Below are 19015 nucleotides of genomic sequence, written 5' to 3'. Positions count from 1 at the left end.
ATTATTTAGTTAGTTTTTCTTTTTTAGGAATATTATTCGCCGGGTTGCCCTCAAACCACATCTGGTTTTTAACGGGTGCCACTAAATCTTCTATTTCGGCTAAAAGCCCGTCGGGTATCCGCAAAACTACTGCTTTCAGGTTTTGTTGCACGTGGGTAGGGTTAGACATGCCCACAATGGTAGTGGCAATATCCGGGTGATCCATGGCGTAACGCATCGCTACTTCGCTTAAGTTTACGCCGTAATTTTTGCATAACGCTAATAAACGAGGCTGCATGTCTTTCACGGCCTGAGGTGAACGGTGCCATTCGGGCAGGGGGGCGTCCGATAAAATCCGCTGCAGTAAAGGCGCCGCGTTCATCAGGCCAAACCCTTTTTCTTTCGAGAGCGGTACTAATTCGTCGTTAACTTCATCTTCGAGCAAATTATAGTGCGCCCACGAAAGTACCGTGTCTATTTCTACTTGCCGGGCAATATCGGCGAGGTAGCGCACGGGCAAACCGGTAATACCAATGTAGCGGGCTTTCCCCATTTCCTTTACTTTCAGGGCAGCCGGAATAGCTTCGTTTAATATTTGTTCCCGGTCAACAAATTCAATATCGTGCAATTGTAAAATATCAACGTAATCGGTTTTAAGCCTGGTTAGCGATTCGTCGATGCTTTGCAAAACCCGGTTGTAGGAGAAATCAAAATCATCCAGGCCGTAGCGGCCGCATTTGGTAGCTAAAAATATATCTTTTCGTTTGCCGACCAGTGCTTTGCCCAGCCGCTCTTCGGCTAAGGTAAAGCCATAAAAAGGAGCTACATCAAAAAAGTTGATACCTTGGTTAATGGCATCGTTCACGGCCTGAATGCCTTCCTGCTCAGTGGCTACATCAAACACATTTCCCATCGGCGAGGCGCCGAAGCCCAGCACCGAAACGTCCATATCGGTTTTACCTAATCTGCGATATTCCATTTTTTACTCTAACAAGGTTGATTTTGGCCTTTATTACAAAGACCGCTAGTAAGAACTTAATATAGCCAATATATTTTTATCAGAATTTAAGCTTTGAGCTATAAGGGGTTTAATATAGGTAATTTTTTCAGGTGAGTACCTATGCAAATAAAAAGCCTTAGCAAAAAATTGCTAAGGCTCTCCTGTTTAAACGAAACTAATAAATATTACCGGTTATCGGGCCGCGGTGGATATTGCCGCAGAATATTCGTAACAATCTGGTGAACTTTCTCTTCGCTGATATTACGGTTACCAACTTCCGTTTCGCCTACCCCACGCCAAAGTAATTCTTTTTTGTTGGCGTTAACCATGTCAATGGTAATGGTTCCTTCTTTGTATTGCTGTACGGTGGTTCCCATGCCGAACGGGTAGCCATAATAGCCATATCCATAAGGCGAGTTGTTACGGTAACGCTGCTGATTCGACACATTAACAGAATAGTTAATCAGCACATCCGGATTGTTATCGGTATAGGTCATACCAAGGCCTTTCAACTGGGTTTCGATGGATCTTTTCATACGCTTATCGAAGAAGGTATCGTACCCTACTGAATCGGATTTGGTTTTAACTTTATCGGTATACCAGCCAAAAGTTTTAAACTCCCGGAAGTTCGTGGCAACGTCGTAATCGCTGCTAACCTGCAAACCCGGCGAACAGGAAGCCAGGAGTACAAATAAGAATAATATTAAAATACTACTATATTTTTTCATCTCTGATTAGGTTTTTGTTAATTAAATGCTATTTACCTATAGCAATAATGGGACCATTTTTTCTTAATTTTTACGAAGTGGTCAAGCAGGAGTTATATTCTATAACGATTTTGATATACCGGAAGAATAGGCATTACCTTCATATGTATACAAATAGAAAGCCCGGTTACCTAAGTAACCGGGCCTCTTAAAAAAGTAAGAATTATTAAATATTACTCAATACCCGTAGCAGTTGTAACTTCTTCGGGTTGCGCATAGGCTTCCAGCGGTGTACAGCTACAAATTAAGTTACGGTCACCGTAAGCGTTATCTACGCGGCTAACGGCTGGCCAGAATTTAGCAATACGGGAGAACTCGTAAGGGTAAACGGCTTTTTCGCGGGTATAAGGTTTGTCCCAGTTTTCGGCCAACGCAACCTGAGCAGTGTGCGGGGCATTTTTAAGTACGTTGTTTTTCTGGTCGGCGCGGCCTTCTTCTATTTCTCTTATTTCTTCCCGGATAGAAATCATGGCATCGCAGAAACGATCGAGTTCTTCTTTTGGCTCGCTTTCAGTAGGCTCCACCATTAAAGTGCCCGGTACCGGGAACGATACAGTCGGGGCGTGGAAACCGTAGTCCATCAGACGTTTGGCAATATCTTCTACTTCTACCCCGGCTTTTTTGAAAGCCCGGCAATCCAGAATCATTTCGTGGGCGCAGTGGCCGTTGGTGCCAGTGTACAATACCGGGTAATGATCCTGCAGGCGGGCTTTAATGTAGTTGGCGTTCAGAATAGCAAACTTGGTGGCTTCGGTTAAGCCCTCGCCGCCCATCATCGAAATATAAGCGTAAGAAATAGGCAGAATACTGGCACTGCCCCAAGGAGCTGCCGATACCGCTGAAATAGCTTTTTCATCACCAATGGGCACTATGGCGTGGCCTGGCAAAAATGGCACCAAATCCGCTACTACGCCAATCGGGCCCACGCCCGGTCCGCCGCCACCATGCGGGATACAAAAAGTTTTATGCAAGTTCAGGTGGCACACATCGGCGCCAATATTAGCCGGACTGGTCAGGCCTACCTGGGCGTTCATGTTCGCGCCGTCCATATAAACCCGGCCACCGTTCTCGTGTACCAGTTGGCAAATTTCGATGATGCTTTCTTCGTAAACGCCGTGGGTAGACGGGTACGTTACCATCAGGCAGGAGAGGTCGTTTTTATGAGCTTCGGCTTTGGCACGTAGATCGGCTACATCAATATTACCGCTCTCATCGCATTTCACCAGCACTATTTTCATACCGGCCATAGCGGCACTAGCCGGGTTGGTGCCGTGGGCCGAAGTGGGAATTAAAGCTACGTTCCGGTGGTGGTCGCCGCGCGCTTCGTGGTACGCCCGGATAACCATTAAACCGGCGTATTCGCCTTGCGCACCGGAATTAGGTTGCAGTGAGATGCCGGCAAACCCGGTAACTTCGCATAACCAACCTTCCAGATCTGCGAATATCTGTTGGTAACCTTGGGCCTGGTCGGCGGGCGCAAAGGGATGCAGGTTGCCGATTTCGGGCCAGGTAACCGGTATCATTTCGGCGGTGGCATTCAGTTTCATGGTGCAGGAGCCCAGCGGAATCATGCCGTTGGTTAAAGAAAAATCTTTGTTCTCCAGGTATTTCATGTAGCGCAACAGCTCACTTTCGGAATGATAGCGGTTGAAAACTTCGTGCTCCAGGTAAGTGGTTTTCCGAATTAATGCCTCTGGCCAGTTAATGTCGGCTTCGTTCGGCAATTCCGATAAATTAGCGGCTTCGGTAGTTTTATTCATTACTTTCGAGAATACTGCCACCAGTTCCTGTAAATCAGCTAAATCAGTATTTTCATTAAGCGAGATACCGATAAAATTATCTTCGAAGTAACGTAGGTTTATCTGGGCGGCCTCGGCTTCCTGGCGAATCGCATTTTTAAGTTCCGCACTTTCCACCCGAATCTTTAAAGTATCGAAATAATATTCGTTTACCTGCTCCAGGCCTAAGTCCTGTAAAGCTTTTTCCAGGAGTTGGGTAAGCAGATACACATTCAGGGCAATATATTTTAAGCGGCGCGGACCGTGATAAACCGCGTACATACCGGCCATAACCGATAATAATACCTGGGCCGTACAAATATTAGAAGTAGCTTTTTCGCGGCGGATGTGCTGCTCGCGGGTTTGCAGCGCCATGCGATAAGCTTTGTTGCCGTGTGCATCTACCGACTGCCCAATAATCCGGCCCGGAATATTACGTTTAAAGGCATCTTTGGTGGCAAAATAGCCCGCGTGCGGACCACCATAGCCCATGGGTACGCCAAAACGCTGGCTCGAACCCACGGCTACATCGGCACCCAGTTCACCCGGAGGAGTTAATAAGGTCAGGCTTAATAAATCGGCGGCTACGGCCACCATAATATCGCTATCGTGGGCCTGCTTAAAGAAATTAGTATAGTCAAAAACTTCGCCGTCGGCACCAGGGTATTGCAGCAGCGCTCCAAAAATGGTTTCGTCGGTTAAGTCAGCTTCGCGGTGATTGCCTACTATTAGTTCAATGCCCAACGGCGTAGAACGGCTTTTAAGTACATCTAAAGTTTGAGGCAATACCTGCTCCGACACAAAAAAGCGGGTTGCGTTTTTGCGGGTGCTCTTGCGCTGGGCGTAAAACATACCCATGGCCTCAGCGGCGGCAGTAGCTTCGTCGAGCAGCGAGGCATTGGCAATTTCCATCCCGGTCAGGTCCATTACCATGGTTTGGTAATTTATCAGGGCTTCCAGACGGCCTTGCGCAATTTCGGCCTGGTAAGGCGTATAGGCGGTATACCAACCCGGGTTTTCCAGAATATTCCGCTGAATTACCGGAGGTAAAACAGTATCGTGATAACCTAGGCCAATGTAGGAACGGAAAACTTTATTTTGCTGGACAATTTTCTTAAACCTCTTCAGAAAATCACGCTCGGTTAAAGCCTCCGGAATATTTAACGGTTTTTTCAGCCGGATAGCCGCCGGTACGGTTTCATCAATCAGTTGGTCCAGCGAATCAACTTTAACGGTTTTAAGCATCGCCTGAATCTGACTTTTTACCGGGCCGTTGTGGCGCTCTTTAAAAATATCGGCAGGCTTAATTTTATAGGACATATAAGAATATTATGAGCTGAGAATTAGGATGAATCTGGTCTTAATAACCTCTTAACACAAAAGTAACGGGAATAATTTAGAATTTTAAACCAGTTGTATTATTTTCCCAAAGCCCTATCAGTATAACCCAATGCTATAGATATTTAAAAGTAATAGGCTGGTATTTGAAGGTTTGCTATTGTTGTTTTTAGCGCGCACCAAAAAACTATAAGCTACCTTATTACACTTAAGACTTGTGCCGACCCAATTGTATTTTACCGGAAGATTCCTTATTTTACCTGACTAAGCGCGGCAACTGGTTTTGGGATTATTATTCGGTTCTGAATTAAAGCTGCAAACACGCGGCAACTGCTGTTGTTTATTCTGTATATGAATAAAATAAAATTAGGCATTATCCGGGAAGGGCGTATACCGCCGGATAAGCGTGTGCCCTTAACCCCTTTAAAGTGCCAGGAGACTTTAGCAGCTTTTCCGGAAGTAGAAATAATTGTGCAGGCCAGCCCGGTGCGCAGTTACGCTGATGAGGAATATTTAGAACTAGGCATACCGGTGCAGGAAGATTTAACTAGTTGCCATATTTTGATGGGTGTAAAAGAAGTGCCCGTAGACCAACTGATTCCAAATAAAACTTATTTGTTTTTCTCCCACACCATTAAAAAGCAGCCGCATAACCAGAAGTTGTTAAAAGCCATTCTGGAAAAAAATATTACCCTCATCGATTATGAATTATTAACCACCGATAAAGGCGAGCGCATGGTGGCATTTGGCTACTACGCCGGTATTGTGGGCGCTTACAACGGAATAAAGACTTACGGTAAAAAATGGGGCCTTTTCGACTTGAAACCAGCCTGGCAATGCGTGGACATGGACGACATGGAAGAAGAATATTTTAAAGTAAAAGCCTTGCCGCCAATTAAAATTGCTGTAACCGGTGGCGGCCGCGTAGCAACCGGCGCCATGGAGGTGCTTACCCGCATGGGCATCCGGAAAGTGAGCGTATTTGATTATTTGTATAAAGAATTTGCGGAACCGGTTTACGCGCAACTGCACTCGTCGGATTATAATGCCCGCCGCGACGGCAAAGTATGGGATACGCCGGACTTTTATGCCCACCCGAAAGAATATCAATCTACGTTTGGGAAATTTAGCGAAGTAACAGATTTATTAATGGCGGGGGCTTACTGGAATCCGGCCGCGCCTGTATTATTTACCCCAGCCGAAATGCGCCACCCTAATTTTAAGATAAACACCATTGCCGATATTACCTGCGATATTGATGGCTCGGTACCCAGCACCAAACGGGCTTCTACCATCCTGGACCCGGTTTACGATTACAACCCCCAAACGGAATTACTGGAACCAGCTTTTAGCCGATCGAAGAATATTACGGTAATGGCCGTAGATAATTTGCCTTGTGAATTGCCTCGCAACGCTTCCCGCGACTTTGGCCGGCAGTTAATAGACGTAGTATTTCCCCATTTGTTCCGGAACGATGCGCAAGGCATTATTCAGCGGGCTACCATTGCCAGTCACGGTAAACTATTGCTCCGCTACGAATACCTGCACGATTATGCAACCGGTAAGTTGCTGGTGCCTTAAGAGCCGCCTTGCTATATAAATACTTTAAATATACCAGCTAAGAAAAGAGACTGGTTATTCCAAGTCAATTTCCTGAATAATATAGTTGCGGGCTATTCCCGGATTTTCCAGTTGCTGAAGACGGTTAAGTAATTTTTCGTGTTCGCGGCGTAATTTTTTCAATTGTTTGCGCATGCGCAAAATCACCTCAATCCCCTCTTTATTAACATCTAAATCCCGAAATAGCCGCAAAGTGCGTTCCAGGCGGGTAATAGCTTTGTCCGGCAGAAACTCGCGGTTGTTCTCTACGTGCAAGGGTACCAATCCAAAAGCGGCGAACTCCCGAATTAAGGTAATTTCTACGCCGTGGTGGCTACAAAATTCTTCAATGGCAATATATTTCATAGCGGTCTATAGTGATTAGTTGTTAGCTATTAGTAATTAGGAAACAAGAATCAACAACGAACAAACAACACTAATCGAATAACGGACAACGATTAACGAAAAACGAATTACTCCCCCCGGGCTTGAGCCAGTTGCTGAAATAAATCTTTTTCTTTCTCGGTTAAATTTTCGGGTAATTGCAAATTTATTTTTACATACAAATCGCCGAACGTGTCGGGCTGGTTATAAACCGGGAATCCTTTGCCGCGCAGCCGCAGCAGGGTGCCGTTCTTCGTTTCGGGTTTTACTTTAATTTTGAGCTGTCCGCTCATGGTATCTATAAAGGCATCGCCTCCTAAAGCGGCTTTATAAACAGGTATATCAGCATCTACATACAAGTCGTTTCCGCGGCGGGTAAAGTGCGGGTCGGGTTCAATCCGGAAGGTAATATATAAATCGCCGGGTTCGCCGCCGTTGGCACCGGGGCCACCATTTCCTTTCAGCCGGATGGTCTGGCCATCTTCTACGCCGGGCTTAATGTTAATGCGCAGGTTTTTACCGTTAACCGTTATGGTTTTGCGGCCACCGGTATAGGCTTCGTGCAGCGGTAAGGTCAGTTCAGCGGTATAATCCTGACCTTTAAACGAGCGGGTGCGCCGGGAACCAGCCTGTTGTCCGCCACCGCCACCCATGCCGCCAAAAATATCCCGGAAAAAATCCGAGAAATCAGCACCTTCAAAATCGCCGCCCATGTTGCTGTAGGTGTAGCTGCCACCCGGCCGGCCGCCTTGTGCGTACTGCGACCAGTCAAATCCGCCCGCACCACCACCGGCCTGTTCGTAACGTTTCCAGTCAGCACCCAGGGTATCGTACTTCTGGCGTTTTTCATCGTCGCTGAGTACTTCGTGTGCCTCGTTTATAGCTTTAAATTTTTCTTCGGCCTCTTTGTTGCCCGGGTTTACATCCGGGTGATATTTACGGGCTAATTTCTTGTACTGCTTCTTTATCTCCTCTTTGGGGGCTTTCTTGTCAACTTCCAGTATTTTGTAATAATCTTTGTAGTCCACGGTCGTGTCAGATCAAAACAGGTTGCGTTCCAGATTGGGTAATAATACGAAAAACTTAATCTGATTGGTTGAATTAAACTCCTCAAAATAAGTATTAGACAGCGAGCCGGTAAATAAACACGAGTGGATTACCAGATTAACCCGAATAAAAAAGCCTTTGCCCAATTAAGAGCAAAGGCTTTAAATACATTTTTTAGTGCTTATTGAGCTTTCATCGAATCAACTACGCCATCCTTTACGGGTTGGTCCTGAACAGTAGCGGTATCACCTTCGGTGGCCATACCTACCGAATCCATCTCTGCTTCAGCGGCGTCTACAGTGCTTTCGGTAGCATCTTCTGCATTTTCAGCGGGTTTAGAATCGCAGGAGGCAAAAGTGAAAGAAATGGCGGCAAAAGCCAGGACGGAAATTTTTGCTAAATTTTTCATAACTTTATTTTTCTATTTTGATTTAATACCGGATTTAAGAAAAAGTAACCCAACTACTTAAGAAATTGCGTAGTGATATCCGTAGAAGGGCTAACGTAAGTTACTTCTAAAACAAACAGCCCAACCGGTATAAGCGGTCGGGCTGTTTTAATATTGCAATTATCTAAAAATTACTGAGCAACAGTAGTAGAGTCAGTAGTGGTAGTAGTGGTGCTATCAGTTGTAGTTGCATCGGTTGCAGCTGCATCTTCAGTAGCTTCAGTACCTTCAACTGTAGTTTCAGTTTCAGTAGTTTCAGTAGTTTTAGTTTCGCCACCGCAAGAAGCAAAAGTGAAAGAGATAGCAGCAAAAGCTAATACAGTGATTTTTGATAAGTTTTTCATTGTTGTTTTAATTGGGTTTTAGTTTCTGATACCGTTAATACCGGGTGCAAAAGAAGGTAACCCGCTTTTTCAGAAAAATTTTATCTGTTTTTTGTTCAAGCGGGCTAAAGAACTTATTATCAGATAGGTTATCCGCTAAAAAAAATATTAAAAACCCTGCTTTGTGTTGGCGGCCATCTTTAAACTGCCCGCGTATTTCGGTCCGGAAAAGATATTTTTGGAAATACCTAAAGCTTTGTAGTTTTGAAAAAATACCAGCTTATAAATAATGCAGCAAATTATGTTTTTCCAGCGGTTTGGTATCCTGCTTTTTATCTTTTCCGGGCTGGTCCGGATGGTTGCGGCCCAGTCGCCGGCACCGGACAAAGCTTTCGTGCAGTTTATTCAATCGGCTTACCCCGATTTAGCTAAATTATACCAGCACCTGCATGAGCATCCGGAGCTTTCGTTTCAGGAAAAAAATACGTCGGCCCGGATGGCTGCCGAGTTAAAAAGCCTGGGCTATGCCGTTACGCAAAATATTGGTGGTTATGGGATAGTAGGGGTTTTAAAAAACGGCAGCGGCCCCACCGTTTTAATCCGCACCGATTTAGATGCCCTGCCTATTCTGGAAGAGACCGGGTTGCCGTACGCGAGTAAGGCTTTAGGTAAATCCGACGATGGCAAAGACGTACCAGTTATGCAGGCCTGCGGTCACGATGTGCACATGACCGTTTTTACCGGCGTAGCCAAAACCCTGGCGCAGTTTAAGAATAACTGGAAAGGCACGCTGGTTTTAATTGGTCAGCCTGCCGAAGAACGAAGCGGTGGCGCGAAAGCCATGCTGCAGGAAGGTTTATTTACCAAGTTTCCGAAACCGGATTACGTGGTGGCGCTGCACACCAATGCCAGTATTCCGGCCGGGCAGGTCGGCTACACCGAAGGCAATATTATGGCTAATGTAGATGCGGTAGATATAACGGTACGCGGCATTGGTGGCCATGGGGCCGTGCCGGACAAAGCTAAGGACCCGGTCGTGCTGGCCTCGCAACTGGTAATGGCCCTGCAAACCATTGTTAGTCGCGAGACTTCGCCGTTTCAACCGGCAGTTGTTACAGTAGGTTCTATCCACGGCGGTACTTCTTTTAACGTAATCCCCGACGAGGTAAAGCTGCAACTTACTTTGCGATCTTACAGCGACGAGGTGCGCAACAATACCATTGCTAGTATTAAACGCATGTGCGATGGCTTGGGCCGGGAGGCGGGCCTGCCCGAAAACCGCCTGCCCCTAGTTACTGTGCGCGATCAGTTTACTCCTTTTACTTATAACGATATTCCACTGACCCGCCGCCTCACGGCTTCTTTTAAACGCGTTTTGGGGCCCGATAAAGTAGTAGAAACACCGCCCTCCATGGTGGGCGAAGACTTCTCTTTCTACGGCCGCACCGAAGCTAAAATTCCTGTTTGCATGTTCTGGCTGGGTACCGTAGACCCTAAAAAGATAGCCGAAAGCAAAGCCAAAGGTGCCGAACTGCCAGGTTTACATTCGAGTAAATTTGCGCCCTTGCCGGAGCCTACCATTAAAACCGGTGTGCTGGCCATGAGCACGGCCGTACTGGATTTATTTAACCGGAAATAAAATTTAATTAGCGATGAAGACTGTTTCCCGCCGAAAGAAATCATTAAGGCCGGTTTAGATGCGTTTTCCGTTAGGCTTGAAAAGGAAACAGAATGAAATTTAACGCTTATGACAATATTCCGCTCTAAGGCAATACTTTTAATTAGCGCTCATTAATCTACCGGTTAAATGTAAAGCTTACCGGCGTAGCCATCGGCCGAAATCGATAAGCATATTTTTAAATTGTTTTCAAGGTTAATATTTACAGGACTTTCGCAAAATTATCCAAAGTCCCCCTTCGCAGGGGGCAAGGGGGAGGATTTACTAGGTTAAAAAACCACTTTGCGAAAGTCCTAATTTATTCTATGCCCCAAAATAATTGCTGTTCTTTATTTTTTTACCTGGTAATACCGGTGTATTGATGATAAGGGTTAACACCTCCATTTTCAAATCAGCTTCGGGCGCAGATTAAACAATTAATAAGATTTTTGGTACCTTGGCGGTAGCATTTCGCGGCCTAAGAGCAGGATAGAAATTTTGGTAATTAGCAGCTTAAATATTGCGGCAATCCTAATTAGCGTAACAGGTTTATAACGTTCAACCATCAAAACTTTAAAAATAAATATTATGCTTAACTTTTTTTCGGTGTTATGGGGTATTATTACCCTGCTGCTGGCGGTAATCAGTTTTATTCCGTTACTGGGTTGGGGTAACTGGTTTGTTATTCCGCTGGCGGTAGTCGGCGCCATTATCGGTGCTTTCTCTTCTAAAAGAAGCGGCCTCTATTTAAATATTATTGCGCTGTTATTAGCCATGTTTAGGTTGATGATTGGGGGCGGATTTATTTAACAGGTTAAAAGCTGTTTCATATTTCTGATTCGAGCAGCATAAGCCGCCATTGGTGGTGTTATCATCGCCATTTGTAAAGCTTCTGCCGATCTATTTGTTGGTGAAAACATGCAGCAGGGCAGGGGTTATTCTGATTTAGAAAATGATAAACAGCTTCTCTGTTTAAGGAGTAAATAGGCACTGAACAATACCAAATTTTTGTAAAAGAAAAAAGCGTCTCTGAATTATTTTGAGGACGCTTTTTAATTATTTTAAATGTCATTCTTTCCATAGCAGGTTTATACTACCAAATAGCAAATGTAGAGTTCCATAGCAATCCGGCGCATGACTTTCCCTGTATGTCATTCTGTTAAGAATCTTCTGCATGAGCTGGAAAAACAAGTAATTAACCGATTCGGGTATTTGCCTGTAATGCCTTCTAGGTAGAAGATTCCTGCGGAATGACCGGTGGGGAGAGGATGATTTATATCTTTAAATATGGATGCTCTTCTATACTAAGTGGTTTAAAGCCTAGAAAAAATAGGTAAAAAGTTCGTTCTTACAGCAGAAGAGCCCAATCCACGTCCCAAGCTCATCTTTTAAAGTTAATCTATTGTTGCAGTTACTGTTGGGGCTGCAGCATTTTCTCGCGACGCTCTTTAAATTCAGTGCCGGGTTTCCATTCGGGCCAGTTATTGCCCTGGGCTACCTGGTAACCTACTCTAAAATAAAGCTGCAAATCTTCTACGGCCCCGGAAAAATCCCAGTCGGGTTTTACCTCGTCCGATACTTTGTGGTAATTCTGAGCGGTATAAATGTCGGCTTTTTCCTGTAAATATTTAGCCTCGTGGTTTCTGGCTCTTATCCCGGATTTGGCGTAAAGTGCCGGAACGCCTTGCTTGGCAAATTCAAAATGGTCGGAGCGATAGAAGGAGCCTTTCTCGGGGGTAGCTTCCGGTACTATTTCGCGATTTTGGGTGGCGGCAGCCCGGGCCAGCACGTCATCCAGAGTAGAGTTGCCGTAACCTACAATAATGACGTCTTCGGTGCGGCCGTAGGGGTTCAGGCCATCCATGTTAATATTTGCCAGGGTTTTATTTAGCGGGTAAAGCGGGTTATTGGCGTAATATTTTGAGCCCAGTAAACCTTTCTCTTCGGCGGTAACCGCTAAAAACAGGATAGAGCGTTTGGGCGGCTCGGGCAGCCGGGTATAAGCTTTGGCCAGTTCGAGTAGGCCGGCCGTGCCGGAGGCATTGTCTAAGGCGCCGTTAAAAATCTGGTCGCCCTGTAACTTCGAATCGCGGCCCAGGTGATCCCAGTGGGCAGAATAAATGACGTACTCGTCTTTCAGTTCCGGGTCGGAACCTTCGAGTTTAGCGATCACATTTTTCGACTGGACATCGCGCAGTTTATTGTTGATGGTAAAGTTAGCCTGAGCCCCTAGCAGTACGGGTTTAAAGTTTTTATTGATAGCTTGTTTTTTTAAGGCGTTAAAGTCTTTACCGCTGGCCCGGAATAATTCTTTGGCTTTGGTGTCCGTTATCCAGGCTTCCACCGGCACGCGGTCCATGTTTTTGCTCGGGTTTTTAATATCGAAATTTTCCTGGCTCCAGCCGCCCGAAATAACTTCGTAAGGATAACCGGCCGGACCGGTTTCGTGTATAATAATACAAGCGGCGGCGCCTTTCTCGGAGGCTATTTCGTATTTATAAGTCCAGCGGCCGTAATAGGTCATGGCGCGGCCTTTAAACATACTGTCGTCGAGTTTTGAGGTATCCTGCGGATGAGGAATGGGTGGATCGTTAACCAGCATCACAATCGTTTTGCCTTTTACATCCAGGCCTTTGTAATCGTCCCAGCCGTACTCGGGCGCTACAATGCCGTAACCCACAAACACTATATCCGAATTATTTACCTGCACCTGCGGTACAAACCGCCGGGTTACCGCCACGTACTCCGATGGAAAATTCAGATTCGTTTTTTTGCCGCCGATGGTTACCGACGCGGTGGGCTGGGCAATATAGCCTACCAGGGGTACCTGCTGCACATAGGTGCCATCGGGGTTGCCGGGTTTTAAACCCATTTGGGTAAACTGGCGGGTCAGGTAAGCCACGGTAGAGTCTTCGCCCCGGGTGCCGGGGCTGCGCCCCTCGAAAGCATCTGAAGCTAATATTTTAATGTGGCCGAGTAAAGAATCGGCGCTAAAACTGGCCAAGGCGGGCTGAATGGCTGCAGTGGCAATGGTATCGGTAGTGGTCGCGGTGTTGGTTTGGGTTTCAGCGGTTTTACGGGCTTTTTCGCTGCAGCCGCTGAGCAGCCCCAGGAGCAAAAAAGCATAAGAAAGATATTTCATTCGGGTTTCATAGTTTTGGTACGGCTCTAATTTAAACTTTTATCCGGACCTAAGCTAACGAAAAAAGCCGGCCCCCAACAAAGGGCCGGCTCCAACACAAACACTAAATAAACAACAACTATTCTATTACAAAACTTACTTCTACGGCCGCTTTTACCAAAATCTGGCCAACTGCCAAAGTAGGGCCGCCGGAAGCCATATCAGCCGATTCCATCATTTTATTGGCCATTTGGAGGCGGGCATAAGGCCGCGGCGTATATTCCGAACTGGATTCGGTAATGCTATAAACCCGGCCCGGTTTGGCCCCCAGTTCTTTCGTCAGGACCGTGGCTTTTTCTTTCGCCGACTGCACCGCCAGTTTCCTGGCCTGTTCGCGGTATTTTTGTAAATCCGAAGTACGGTACTCGATGCCTTCTACCCGGTTGGCGCCGGTGTTATAAATACCAGTTAATATTTCGTCGAAGCGGTTAATTTTTCGAATCAGCACCGATACCGACCGCTGGGTCATGTAAAATTCCGGCGTGGTCTGGCCGTATTCGCCCACGTACTGCGGGTACACGCTTATATTCGTAACCTGTATATCTTTCTGGTCGATGCCGGCTTTTTTCAGGTAATTAAGCAGTTCTCTTACTTTGTTATCGCTTTCCTGACGGGCCGCTTCCAAGCTTTTGTTCCGGATATCAATGCCCACATTCAGCATTACTTCGTTGGGCTCTACCTTCACTTCGCCTATGCCCGATACATTTACCAGGGGCGGTAAAACCGCCGGCGCTTGCAGCTGGGCTTGGGCCGAAACGGCAAAACCGGAGAATAAACTTAAAAAAAGAATCGGGTACAACAGGAGGCGTTTCATAGGGGTAAAGACCTTAGTATTTATAACCCGGCTTATCCAAGTATCATGCCATTTCTATATACAACCTGTTAATATACCTAAATATTTTAACTGAAGCAGCTTATTTTTTGTGGGCCTTGTTACTGGTAAGCTTTAACGGTTATAAGTTATCTTTGCAGGAATTAATATACTGGCTATGATTTCTCTTACTTTATATGATCCTTTCGACCGGATGCAGTTTGGGTCTGATATTTGTTTTTTATGCGGCACGCCAACCAGCGCCACCGATACCATACCGGTATTTCCGGGGTGGCTGCAGCAGCGTTACAACTTAACCAACAAGCAATTACAACTATTAGATAAAAGCATTATTACCTATCCCGATCTGACGATTCCGTGTTGCCCGGTTTGCTGGGAGCAGCACTTGCAGCCGCTGGAAGACAAAGTAGAAGCGGCACACGACCAAGGGGTGGCCGGGTTTAAAGCCCTCGACGAGAAAGATGTTTTTCTGTGGCTGAGTAAAATATTTTACGGGATACTGGTGCGGGAACTGATGAATGAAAAAAATCCGCTGATAATGCCGGAACACGCTGTAGGCGAAAATCCTAAAATGTTTATCAAATTTCAGGCTTTTTATAAATTATTGCAGGCGTTGCGGGTACCCATTGTTTTCGACGATTTTACGCCGTGCAGCTTGTTTGTGCTGGAAGTAGCCGAAACCGATGATACTGTACCTTTTGAGTACCGCGACGAACTAACCACCATGATGTTTAGCATTAAAATGGGTCGGGTGGTTTTAATTTGTTGCCTGTTAGATAATGGTTTGCTGCAACAAGCCCTGCAAAGGGTTTACGATACTATAAATGACAAGCCGTTGCACCCGATACAAGTAGCTGAGTTTACCGCCCGCGTTTATTATGCCGCCTATCTGCTGAATATTATTCCGGAATATTTTGAACGCAAAGCTTCTCCTTCCGATGATTTCCTCACTTACGATACTCTAATAGATGATATAACCATGGATATTTTTAACCCCTGGGAAAACTCGGCTTACGCCAAAGTGCTGGAAGAAATGTGGAAGAAATGGCAAATTACCCGTGAGCAGATTTTAAAAAATCCGCAGGAACCCATGACGATGCTATACGACGAAACCGGTGCTCTCCGGAATATTGTTAGCTTTCCACCGGTTATTTGAATAAGATGATTTTTTTGTGAGTATAGTCGAATATTATACTGGTAGTTGGCTTATATTGAGAATTAATAATTGATCAATCCATAGTAATTTCTATTTTTGTTAGAATAGCGGCATAATATTGAAGTTAGATAGATACCAACTCAAAGCAGAAAGTACATTAATGGTTTTTGAGTTTGTTAGTGAGGGGCCACAAGGACAAATAAAAAAACTGATACAGTACAGCGAGACTAACCTAAAAGATTTTTATAATCTTGGCTTTGGTGACAAAGACGAGCGGACCGGGGAAATTGACGACACTATTATTACCAATAATGGTGATAGCCAGAAAGCATTAGCAACGGTTGCAGCAACAGTTTATGCTTTTACCGAAAAATATCCTGATTCCTGGATTTACGCTACTGGCAGCAATATTATTCGTACAAGACTATATCGAATGGGAATAACAAATAATCTCATCGAAATTCAGAAGGACTTTGTAGTATATGGATTAAAAGGAAACCAATGGGAGGTGTTTGAAAAAGAAATTACATACGACGCTTTTCTTGTGAAACGTAAAAAGAAATAGTTTATACTGACATGAATATAAAAAAATTAAATAACGCTAAAACCCCAATTATTACCATCGACAAGACACTTGAAAATTACAAAGCAAAAGTGCTGTTTAAGGAGAAACTGGATAATGCAAATGAAATTTTAAAAACAGTTGGGCTACCAAAGAAATAATATTTGTTCTTTACAACCCATAAAAAATCCTGTATAGTTAAAAACAATTCTATACAGGATTTTTCACTTTAATATAAAAAATATTGCCTAGCTGTCTTCGCGGGCAAATTCGCTTAACTCATCATTCTTATCGTGGCGGGGGTTTTCACCACCGTGTGGGGTCTGGTTACCACCCTGGCCGCCTTGCGAATGGCCGGCCGGCTGACCGCCCTGGGCAAATTTGGCCTGCTCGTCTGCTGATTTATTTTTAAGTCCTTCGGTGCTGTTGTTTTCGGCTTCCCGTTGGGTGGCCTGATCGTTTTTATCTTGTGGTTCCATTGTTTTTAAGTGCTTTAAGTGTTTTTAAAATACTCTTGGATTATTCTTTTACGGCTGGTTCGGGGAAAAGTACGGATAGGATTTAAAATATTCTCTTTTACAATTGTGCGTTGCACCGAAACTCCTTTGGTAATTATCGTAAAAACAGAGGGTAGCAAAAGAGAGAAATTATGGCAAATATTCCGCATTATCCCCTGCAAGGAGCCCATGACTTAGACTTATTAACTCAGGAAATTGGCGATACCCGCATTGTGTTATTGGGCGAAGCTTCGCACGGCACTTCCGAATATTATACTTGGCGAACGGCTATTTCCAAGCGCCTGATTCAGGAAAAAGGCTTTAACTTTATTTCGGTAGAAGGCGACTGGCCGGATTGTTTTGAGGTAAATAATTTTATTAAAAGCCACAAGACAGATAATGCTACGGCTTTGGAAGTATTGCAAACTTACAACCGCTGGCCAACCTGGATGTGGGGAAACTGGGAAGTAGCCGCCCTGGCCGACTGGCTGAAACAGCATAATAACGGCAAACCCGAAAAAGAGAAAGTAGGTTTTTACGGACTGGATGTTTACAGCCTCTGGGATTCGCTGCAGGAAATTCTGGCTTATTTAGAGAAAAAAGATGGCGCGGCCGTAGCGGCCGCCCGCAAAGCTTTCCGGTGTTTTGAACCCTACAGCGAAGACCCGCAGGAATATGCCCGGGCAGTGGCCTTTGTGTCGCAGGACTGCGAGGACGAAGTGATAGAGATGCTGCATACCTTACGTACCAAAGCCCTGGGTGCCGGTATTACCCGCGAATCGGATTTTGATGCCGAACAAAATGCGCTGGTAGCCGTTAACGCGGAGCGCTATTACCGGGCCATGGTCCGGGGTGGGGGCAATTCCTGGAACGTACGCGACCGCCACATGATGGAAACCCTGACCCGCTTGCTGGATTTGCATGGGCCTGATTCAAAAGCCATTATTTGGGAACATAATACGCACGTGGGTGATGCCCGGTATACCGATATGGCTCGCGCCGGTATGGTAAACGTCGGGCAATTAGCCCGCGAGCAATACGGCGAAGAAAACGTGTATATTGTCGGATTTGGCTCTTACAAAGGTTCGGTAATTGCCGCCGATGAGTGGGGCGAACAGATGGAAGAAATGGAAGTGCCGCCCGCCCCGCCGGGTACCTGGGAATATATGCTCCACGAAATAGGCGCCAACGATAAACTTATTTTCTCCAAGGACCTTCGCCACCTGAAAGAACTGGAAAAAACCATCGGCCACCGGGCTATTGGCGTGGTGTATCATCCGCGACGGGAACGATTTGGCAACTACGTGCCCACCATTATACCGCGCCGTTACGATGCTTTTGTTTACATCGATACTACCCGGGCGCTGCATCCCTTGGCCATTCACCAGGACCATACGCAACCGCCGGAATTATATCCCTGGGCAGAGTAGAATTGAATGAGTAAGTGTGTTAAGGAGTGAATGAGTGAATAAAGGAATAATTAGATTTTATTTATGGAAGGTAAGTGAATCTTACTACTCACTAATCTGGAAAACCTAAAACTGTTTTTATATCACACAAAACTAATCTGGACCAGAAACCTGTTTTACCTCATTTAATTATGAAATATAACACCTTCAAAATTCCATAAATATTTATTTCTTTAAAATTCACTTATTTACTTATTCTAATCAGGTAGTGGTATAATGGCGGCGGAGCCATTGGCTCAGGCCGGCCAGGCCCGGAAACAGCACGCGTTCGGTAATATTCGCCTGGTCCAGTTTATCGCGCACTTCCCATTTCAGGCGGGCGGGTATAATTATCCGGAAATATAAATTAGTATGGTCGGCCAGCCAATCGTTTAAAACCGCGTGAGGACTCGACATCATCGAAAACAAGGCAAACTGGTGCACAATGCGGGCGTCGAGCGAAGGCGGCTCCAGAAAAATCACAAAATCATCTTCCTGAAAAGTACCCAGCTCTTTTAAAGAAGAACAAACCGGTTCCAGTATTTCGGGGGTAAACACATTAGAGCCTTCGGCGTAAATGGTTTCCCGCAGTATTTCCGGAATATAATTGTTGGTTTTTACATAGTTAATGCACCAGATAGCAGCATCCTTGTCAAAATTATTAAAATCGGCGGTGGCAAAATGCAGGGCTACGTACGGCGAATAAGTCCAGTCGAGGAGTCGGGTTGGCAAACCATGGTGTTGGGCTACCGCCAGCCAGTTCCAGATAGAATTGCCCGGCGAGGCATCTTCGTGGGCGTATTTCTTAAAATTCCGGAGTAAGTGATGTTCCAGCTTGCCATAATCACCACCCAAACGGATCAGGCTGGTTTTTAAGTCGTATTTTTTGCTGCCCAAACCCCGGTAAATATACGGCGACCGGAAGCGGTTGATGCGTTCGTCCCAGGAGTTATGGAATAAAGCTTTTTGTAATTCTTCCCAGGATTGAACCACAATGTCATTGTCTAGCTCCATAAAGG

18 protein-coding genes are annotated in these 19015 nt (G+C 45.4%); 7 read left to right on the top strand and 11 right to left on the bottom strand.

Annotated elements, in window-relative coordinates; translation table 11 throughout:
- Nucleotide 1: 1 nt before the first annotated feature.
- From AAE02nite_RS19440 to gcvP, 3 genes are all read right to left on the bottom strand, one after another.
- Nucleotides 2-958 carry an aldo/keto reductase gene (locus AAE02nite_RS19440; protein WP_146901729.1) on the bottom strand — a complete coding sequence of 319 codons (957 nt, stop codon included), beginning with the start codon at nt 956-958 and terminating at the stop codon, nt 2-4.
- A 206-nt stretch (nt 959-1164) separates the two neighbouring features.
- Nucleotides 1165-1707, bottom strand: a complete 543-nt coding sequence (locus AAE02nite_RS19435) for a DUF4136 domain-containing protein (RefSeq protein WP_146901726.1) — start codon at nt 1705-1707, stop codon at nt 1165-1167.
- Nucleotides 1708-1919: 212 nt separating this feature from the next.
- On the bottom strand, nt 1920-4844 hold the full coding sequence (gene gcvP, locus AAE02nite_RS19430) for an aminomethyl-transferring glycine dehydrogenase (RefSeq protein ID WP_146901723.1): 2925 nt from the start codon (nt 4842-4844) through the stop codon (nt 1920-1922).
- Nucleotides 4845-5213: 369 nt separating this feature from the next.
- On the opposite strand from gcvP, the gene AAE02nite_RS19425 reads away from it, so the two are divergent.
- Entirely contained in the window at nt 5214-6443 is a 1230-nt protein-coding gene (locus AAE02nite_RS19425) for an NAD(P)-dependent oxidoreductase (RefSeq protein ID WP_146901720.1), read from the top strand.
- Between the two features lie 54 nt (nt 6444-6497).
- Here AAE02nite_RS19425 and AAE02nite_RS19420 read toward each other — a convergent pair whose 3' ends face one another.
- From AAE02nite_RS19420 to AAE02nite_RS19405, 4 genes are all read right to left on the bottom strand, one after another.
- On the bottom strand, nt 6498-6827 hold the full coding sequence (locus tag AAE02nite_RS19420) for a chaperone modulator CbpM (RefSeq protein ID WP_146901717.1): 330 nt from the start codon (nt 6825-6827) through the stop codon (nt 6498-6500).
- Between the two features lie 107 nt (nt 6828-6934).
- Nucleotides 6935-7873 (bottom strand): J domain-containing protein, encoded by a 939-nt coding sequence (locus AAE02nite_RS19415; protein WP_146901714.1) that lies wholly within the window; start codon nt 7871-7873, stop codon nt 6935-6937.
- A gap of 200 nt (nt 7874-8073) precedes the next feature.
- Nucleotides 8074-8301: an entericidin gene (locus AAE02nite_RS19410; RefSeq protein ID WP_146901711.1), complete on the bottom strand. Its 228-nt coding sequence runs from the start codon at nt 8299-8301 to the stop codon at nt 8074-8076.
- Between the two features lie 170 nt (nt 8302-8471).
- Nucleotides 8472-8684 carry a hypothetical protein gene (locus AAE02nite_RS19405; protein ID WP_146901708.1) on the bottom strand — a complete coding sequence of 71 codons (213 nt, stop codon included), beginning with the start codon at nt 8682-8684 and terminating at the stop codon, nt 8472-8474.
- A gap of 268 nt (nt 8685-8952) precedes the next feature.
- Here AAE02nite_RS19405 and AAE02nite_RS19400 point away from each other — a divergent pair, with 268 nt between their 5' ends.
- Together AAE02nite_RS19400 and AAE02nite_RS19395 are read left to right on the top strand one after the other, a co-directional pair.
- Nucleotides 8953-10302, top strand: coding sequence for an amidohydrolase (locus AAE02nite_RS19400; protein ID WP_246151180.1), 1350 nt, complete (start codon nt 8953-8955; stop codon nt 10300-10302).
- 606 nt (nt 10303-10908) lie between these two features.
- Nucleotides 10909-11130 carry a hypothetical protein gene (locus AAE02nite_RS19395; RefSeq protein ID WP_146901705.1) on the top strand — a complete coding sequence of 74 codons (222 nt, stop codon included), beginning with the start codon at nt 10909-10911 and terminating at the stop codon, nt 11128-11130.
- A gap of 601 nt (nt 11131-11731) precedes the next feature.
- Here the strand turns inward: AAE02nite_RS19395 and AAE02nite_RS19390 are convergent.
- Nucleotides 11732-13462: a M28 family metallopeptidase gene (locus AAE02nite_RS19390; RefSeq protein WP_146901702.1), complete on the bottom strand. Its 1731-nt coding sequence runs from the start codon at nt 13460-13462 to the stop codon at nt 11732-11734.
- Between the two features lie 118 nt (nt 13463-13580).
- Complete coding sequence (locus AAE02nite_RS19385) at nt 13581-14315, bottom strand: SIMPL domain-containing protein (RefSeq protein ID WP_146901699.1); 735 nt, start codon at nt 14313-14315, stop codon at nt 13581-13583.
- 175 nt (nt 14316-14490) lie between these two features.
- On the opposite strand from AAE02nite_RS19385, the gene AAE02nite_RS19380 reads away from it, so the two are divergent.
- The 3 genes from AAE02nite_RS19380 to AAE02nite_RS26390 all read left to right on the top strand — a co-directional run bounded on the left by AAE02nite_RS19380 (nt 14491) and on the right by AAE02nite_RS26390 (nt 16212).
- Nucleotides 14491-15489 (top strand): hypothetical protein, encoded by a 999-nt coding sequence (locus AAE02nite_RS19380; RefSeq protein WP_246151171.1) that lies wholly within the window; start codon nt 14491-14493, stop codon nt 15487-15489.
- Nucleotides 15490-15607: 118 nt separating this feature from the next.
- Nucleotides 15608-16054 (top strand): DUF6934 family protein, encoded by a 447-nt coding sequence (locus AAE02nite_RS19375; RefSeq protein WP_218033525.1) that lies wholly within the window; start codon nt 15608-15610, stop codon nt 16052-16054.
- A gap of 11 nt (nt 16055-16065) precedes the next feature.
- A complete protein-coding gene (locus tag AAE02nite_RS26390; protein ID WP_170252648.1) occupies nt 16066-16212 on the top strand; it encodes a hypothetical protein in 147 nt (48 codons plus the stop codon).
- An 87-nt stretch (nt 16213-16299) separates the two neighbouring features.
- Here AAE02nite_RS26390 and AAE02nite_RS19370 read toward each other — a convergent pair whose 3' ends face one another.
- Nucleotides 16300-16530 carry a hypothetical protein gene (locus tag AAE02nite_RS19370; RefSeq protein WP_146901695.1) on the bottom strand — a complete coding sequence of 77 codons (231 nt, stop codon included), beginning with the start codon at nt 16528-16530 and terminating at the stop codon, nt 16300-16302.
- Between the two features lie 170 nt (nt 16531-16700).
- Between AAE02nite_RS19370 and AAE02nite_RS19365 the strand changes: the two genes are divergently transcribed.
- A complete protein-coding gene (locus AAE02nite_RS19365; protein WP_146901692.1) occupies nt 16701-17978 on the top strand; it encodes an erythromycin esterase family protein in 1278 nt (425 codons plus the stop codon).
- A gap of 240 nt (nt 17979-18218) precedes the next feature.
- Here the strand turns inward: AAE02nite_RS19365 and AAE02nite_RS19360 are convergent, their stop codons facing one another.
- Nucleotides 18219-19010: an FRG domain-containing protein gene (locus AAE02nite_RS19360; protein WP_146901689.1), complete on the bottom strand. Its 792-nt coding sequence runs from the start codon at nt 19008-19010 to the stop codon at nt 18219-18221.
- Nucleotides 19011-19015 lie beyond the last annotated feature (5 nt).

This window comes from Adhaeribacter aerolatus, from assembly GCF_007991635.1.
In the GTDB taxonomy this organism is placed as follows: Bacteria; Bacteroidota; Bacteroidia; order Cytophagales; family Hymenobacteraceae; genus Adhaeribacter; species Adhaeribacter aerolatus.
Note: the sequence above shows the minus strand (reverse complement) of the source record. Positions and strands in the feature narration are given on the sequence as shown.

Coding starts and splice junctions, on each gene's coding strand:
- AAE02nite_RS19435 (WP_146901726.1), bottom strand. CDS start 1,707: ATGAAAAAATATAGTAGTATTTTAATATTATTCTTATTTGTACTCCTG.
- AAE02nite_RS19395 (WP_146901705.1), top strand. CDS start 10,909: ATGCTTAACTTTTTTTCGGTGTTATGGGGTATTATTACCCTGCTGCTG.
- AAE02nite_RS19390 (WP_146901702.1), bottom strand. CDS start 13,462: ATGAAATATCTTTCTTATGCTTTTTTGCTCCTGGGGCTGCTCAGCGGC.
- AAE02nite_RS19380 (WP_246151171.1), top strand. CDS start 14,491: ATGATTTCTCTTACTTTATATGATCCTTTCGACCGGATGCAGTTTGGG.
- AAE02nite_RS19405 (WP_146901708.1), bottom strand. CDS start 8,684: ATGAAAAACTTATCAAAAATCACTGTATTAGCTTTTGCTGCTATCTCT.
- gcvP (WP_146901723.1), bottom strand. CDS start 4,844: ATGTCCTATAAAATTAAGCCTGCCGATATTTTTAAAGAGCGCCACAAC.
- AAE02nite_RS19440 (WP_146901729.1), bottom strand. CDS start 958: ATGGAATATCGCAGATTAGGTAAAACCGATATGGACGTTTCGGTGCTG.
- AAE02nite_RS26390 (WP_170252648.1), top strand. CDS start 16,066: ATGAATATAAAAAAATTAAATAACGCTAAAACCCCAATTATTACCATC.
- AAE02nite_RS19400 (WP_246151180.1), top strand. CDS start 8,953: ATGCAGCAAATTATGTTTTTCCAGCGGTTTGGTATCCTGCTTTTTATC.
- AAE02nite_RS19370 (WP_146901695.1), bottom strand. CDS start 16,530: ATGGAACCACAAGATAAAAACGATCAGGCCACCCAACGGGAAGCCGAA.
- AAE02nite_RS19365 (WP_146901692.1), top strand. CDS start 16,701: ATGGCAAATATTCCGCATTATCCCCTGCAAGGAGCCCATGACTTAGAC.
- AAE02nite_RS19420 (WP_146901717.1), bottom strand. CDS start 6,827: ATGAAATATATTGCCATTGAAGAATTTTGTAGCCACCACGGCGTAGAA.
- AAE02nite_RS19425 (WP_146901720.1), top strand. CDS start 5,214: ATGAATAAAATAAAATTAGGCATTATCCGGGAAGGGCGTATACCGCCG.
- AAE02nite_RS19360 (WP_146901689.1), bottom strand. CDS start 19,010: ATGGAGCTAGACAATGACATTGTGGTTCAATCCTGGGAAGAATTACAA.
- AAE02nite_RS19385 (WP_146901699.1), bottom strand. CDS start 14,315: ATGAAACGCCTCCTGTTGTACCCGATTCTTTTTTTAAGTTTATTCTCC.
- AAE02nite_RS19410 (WP_146901711.1), bottom strand. CDS start 8,301: ATGAAAAATTTAGCAAAAATTTCCGTCCTGGCTTTTGCCGCCATTTCT.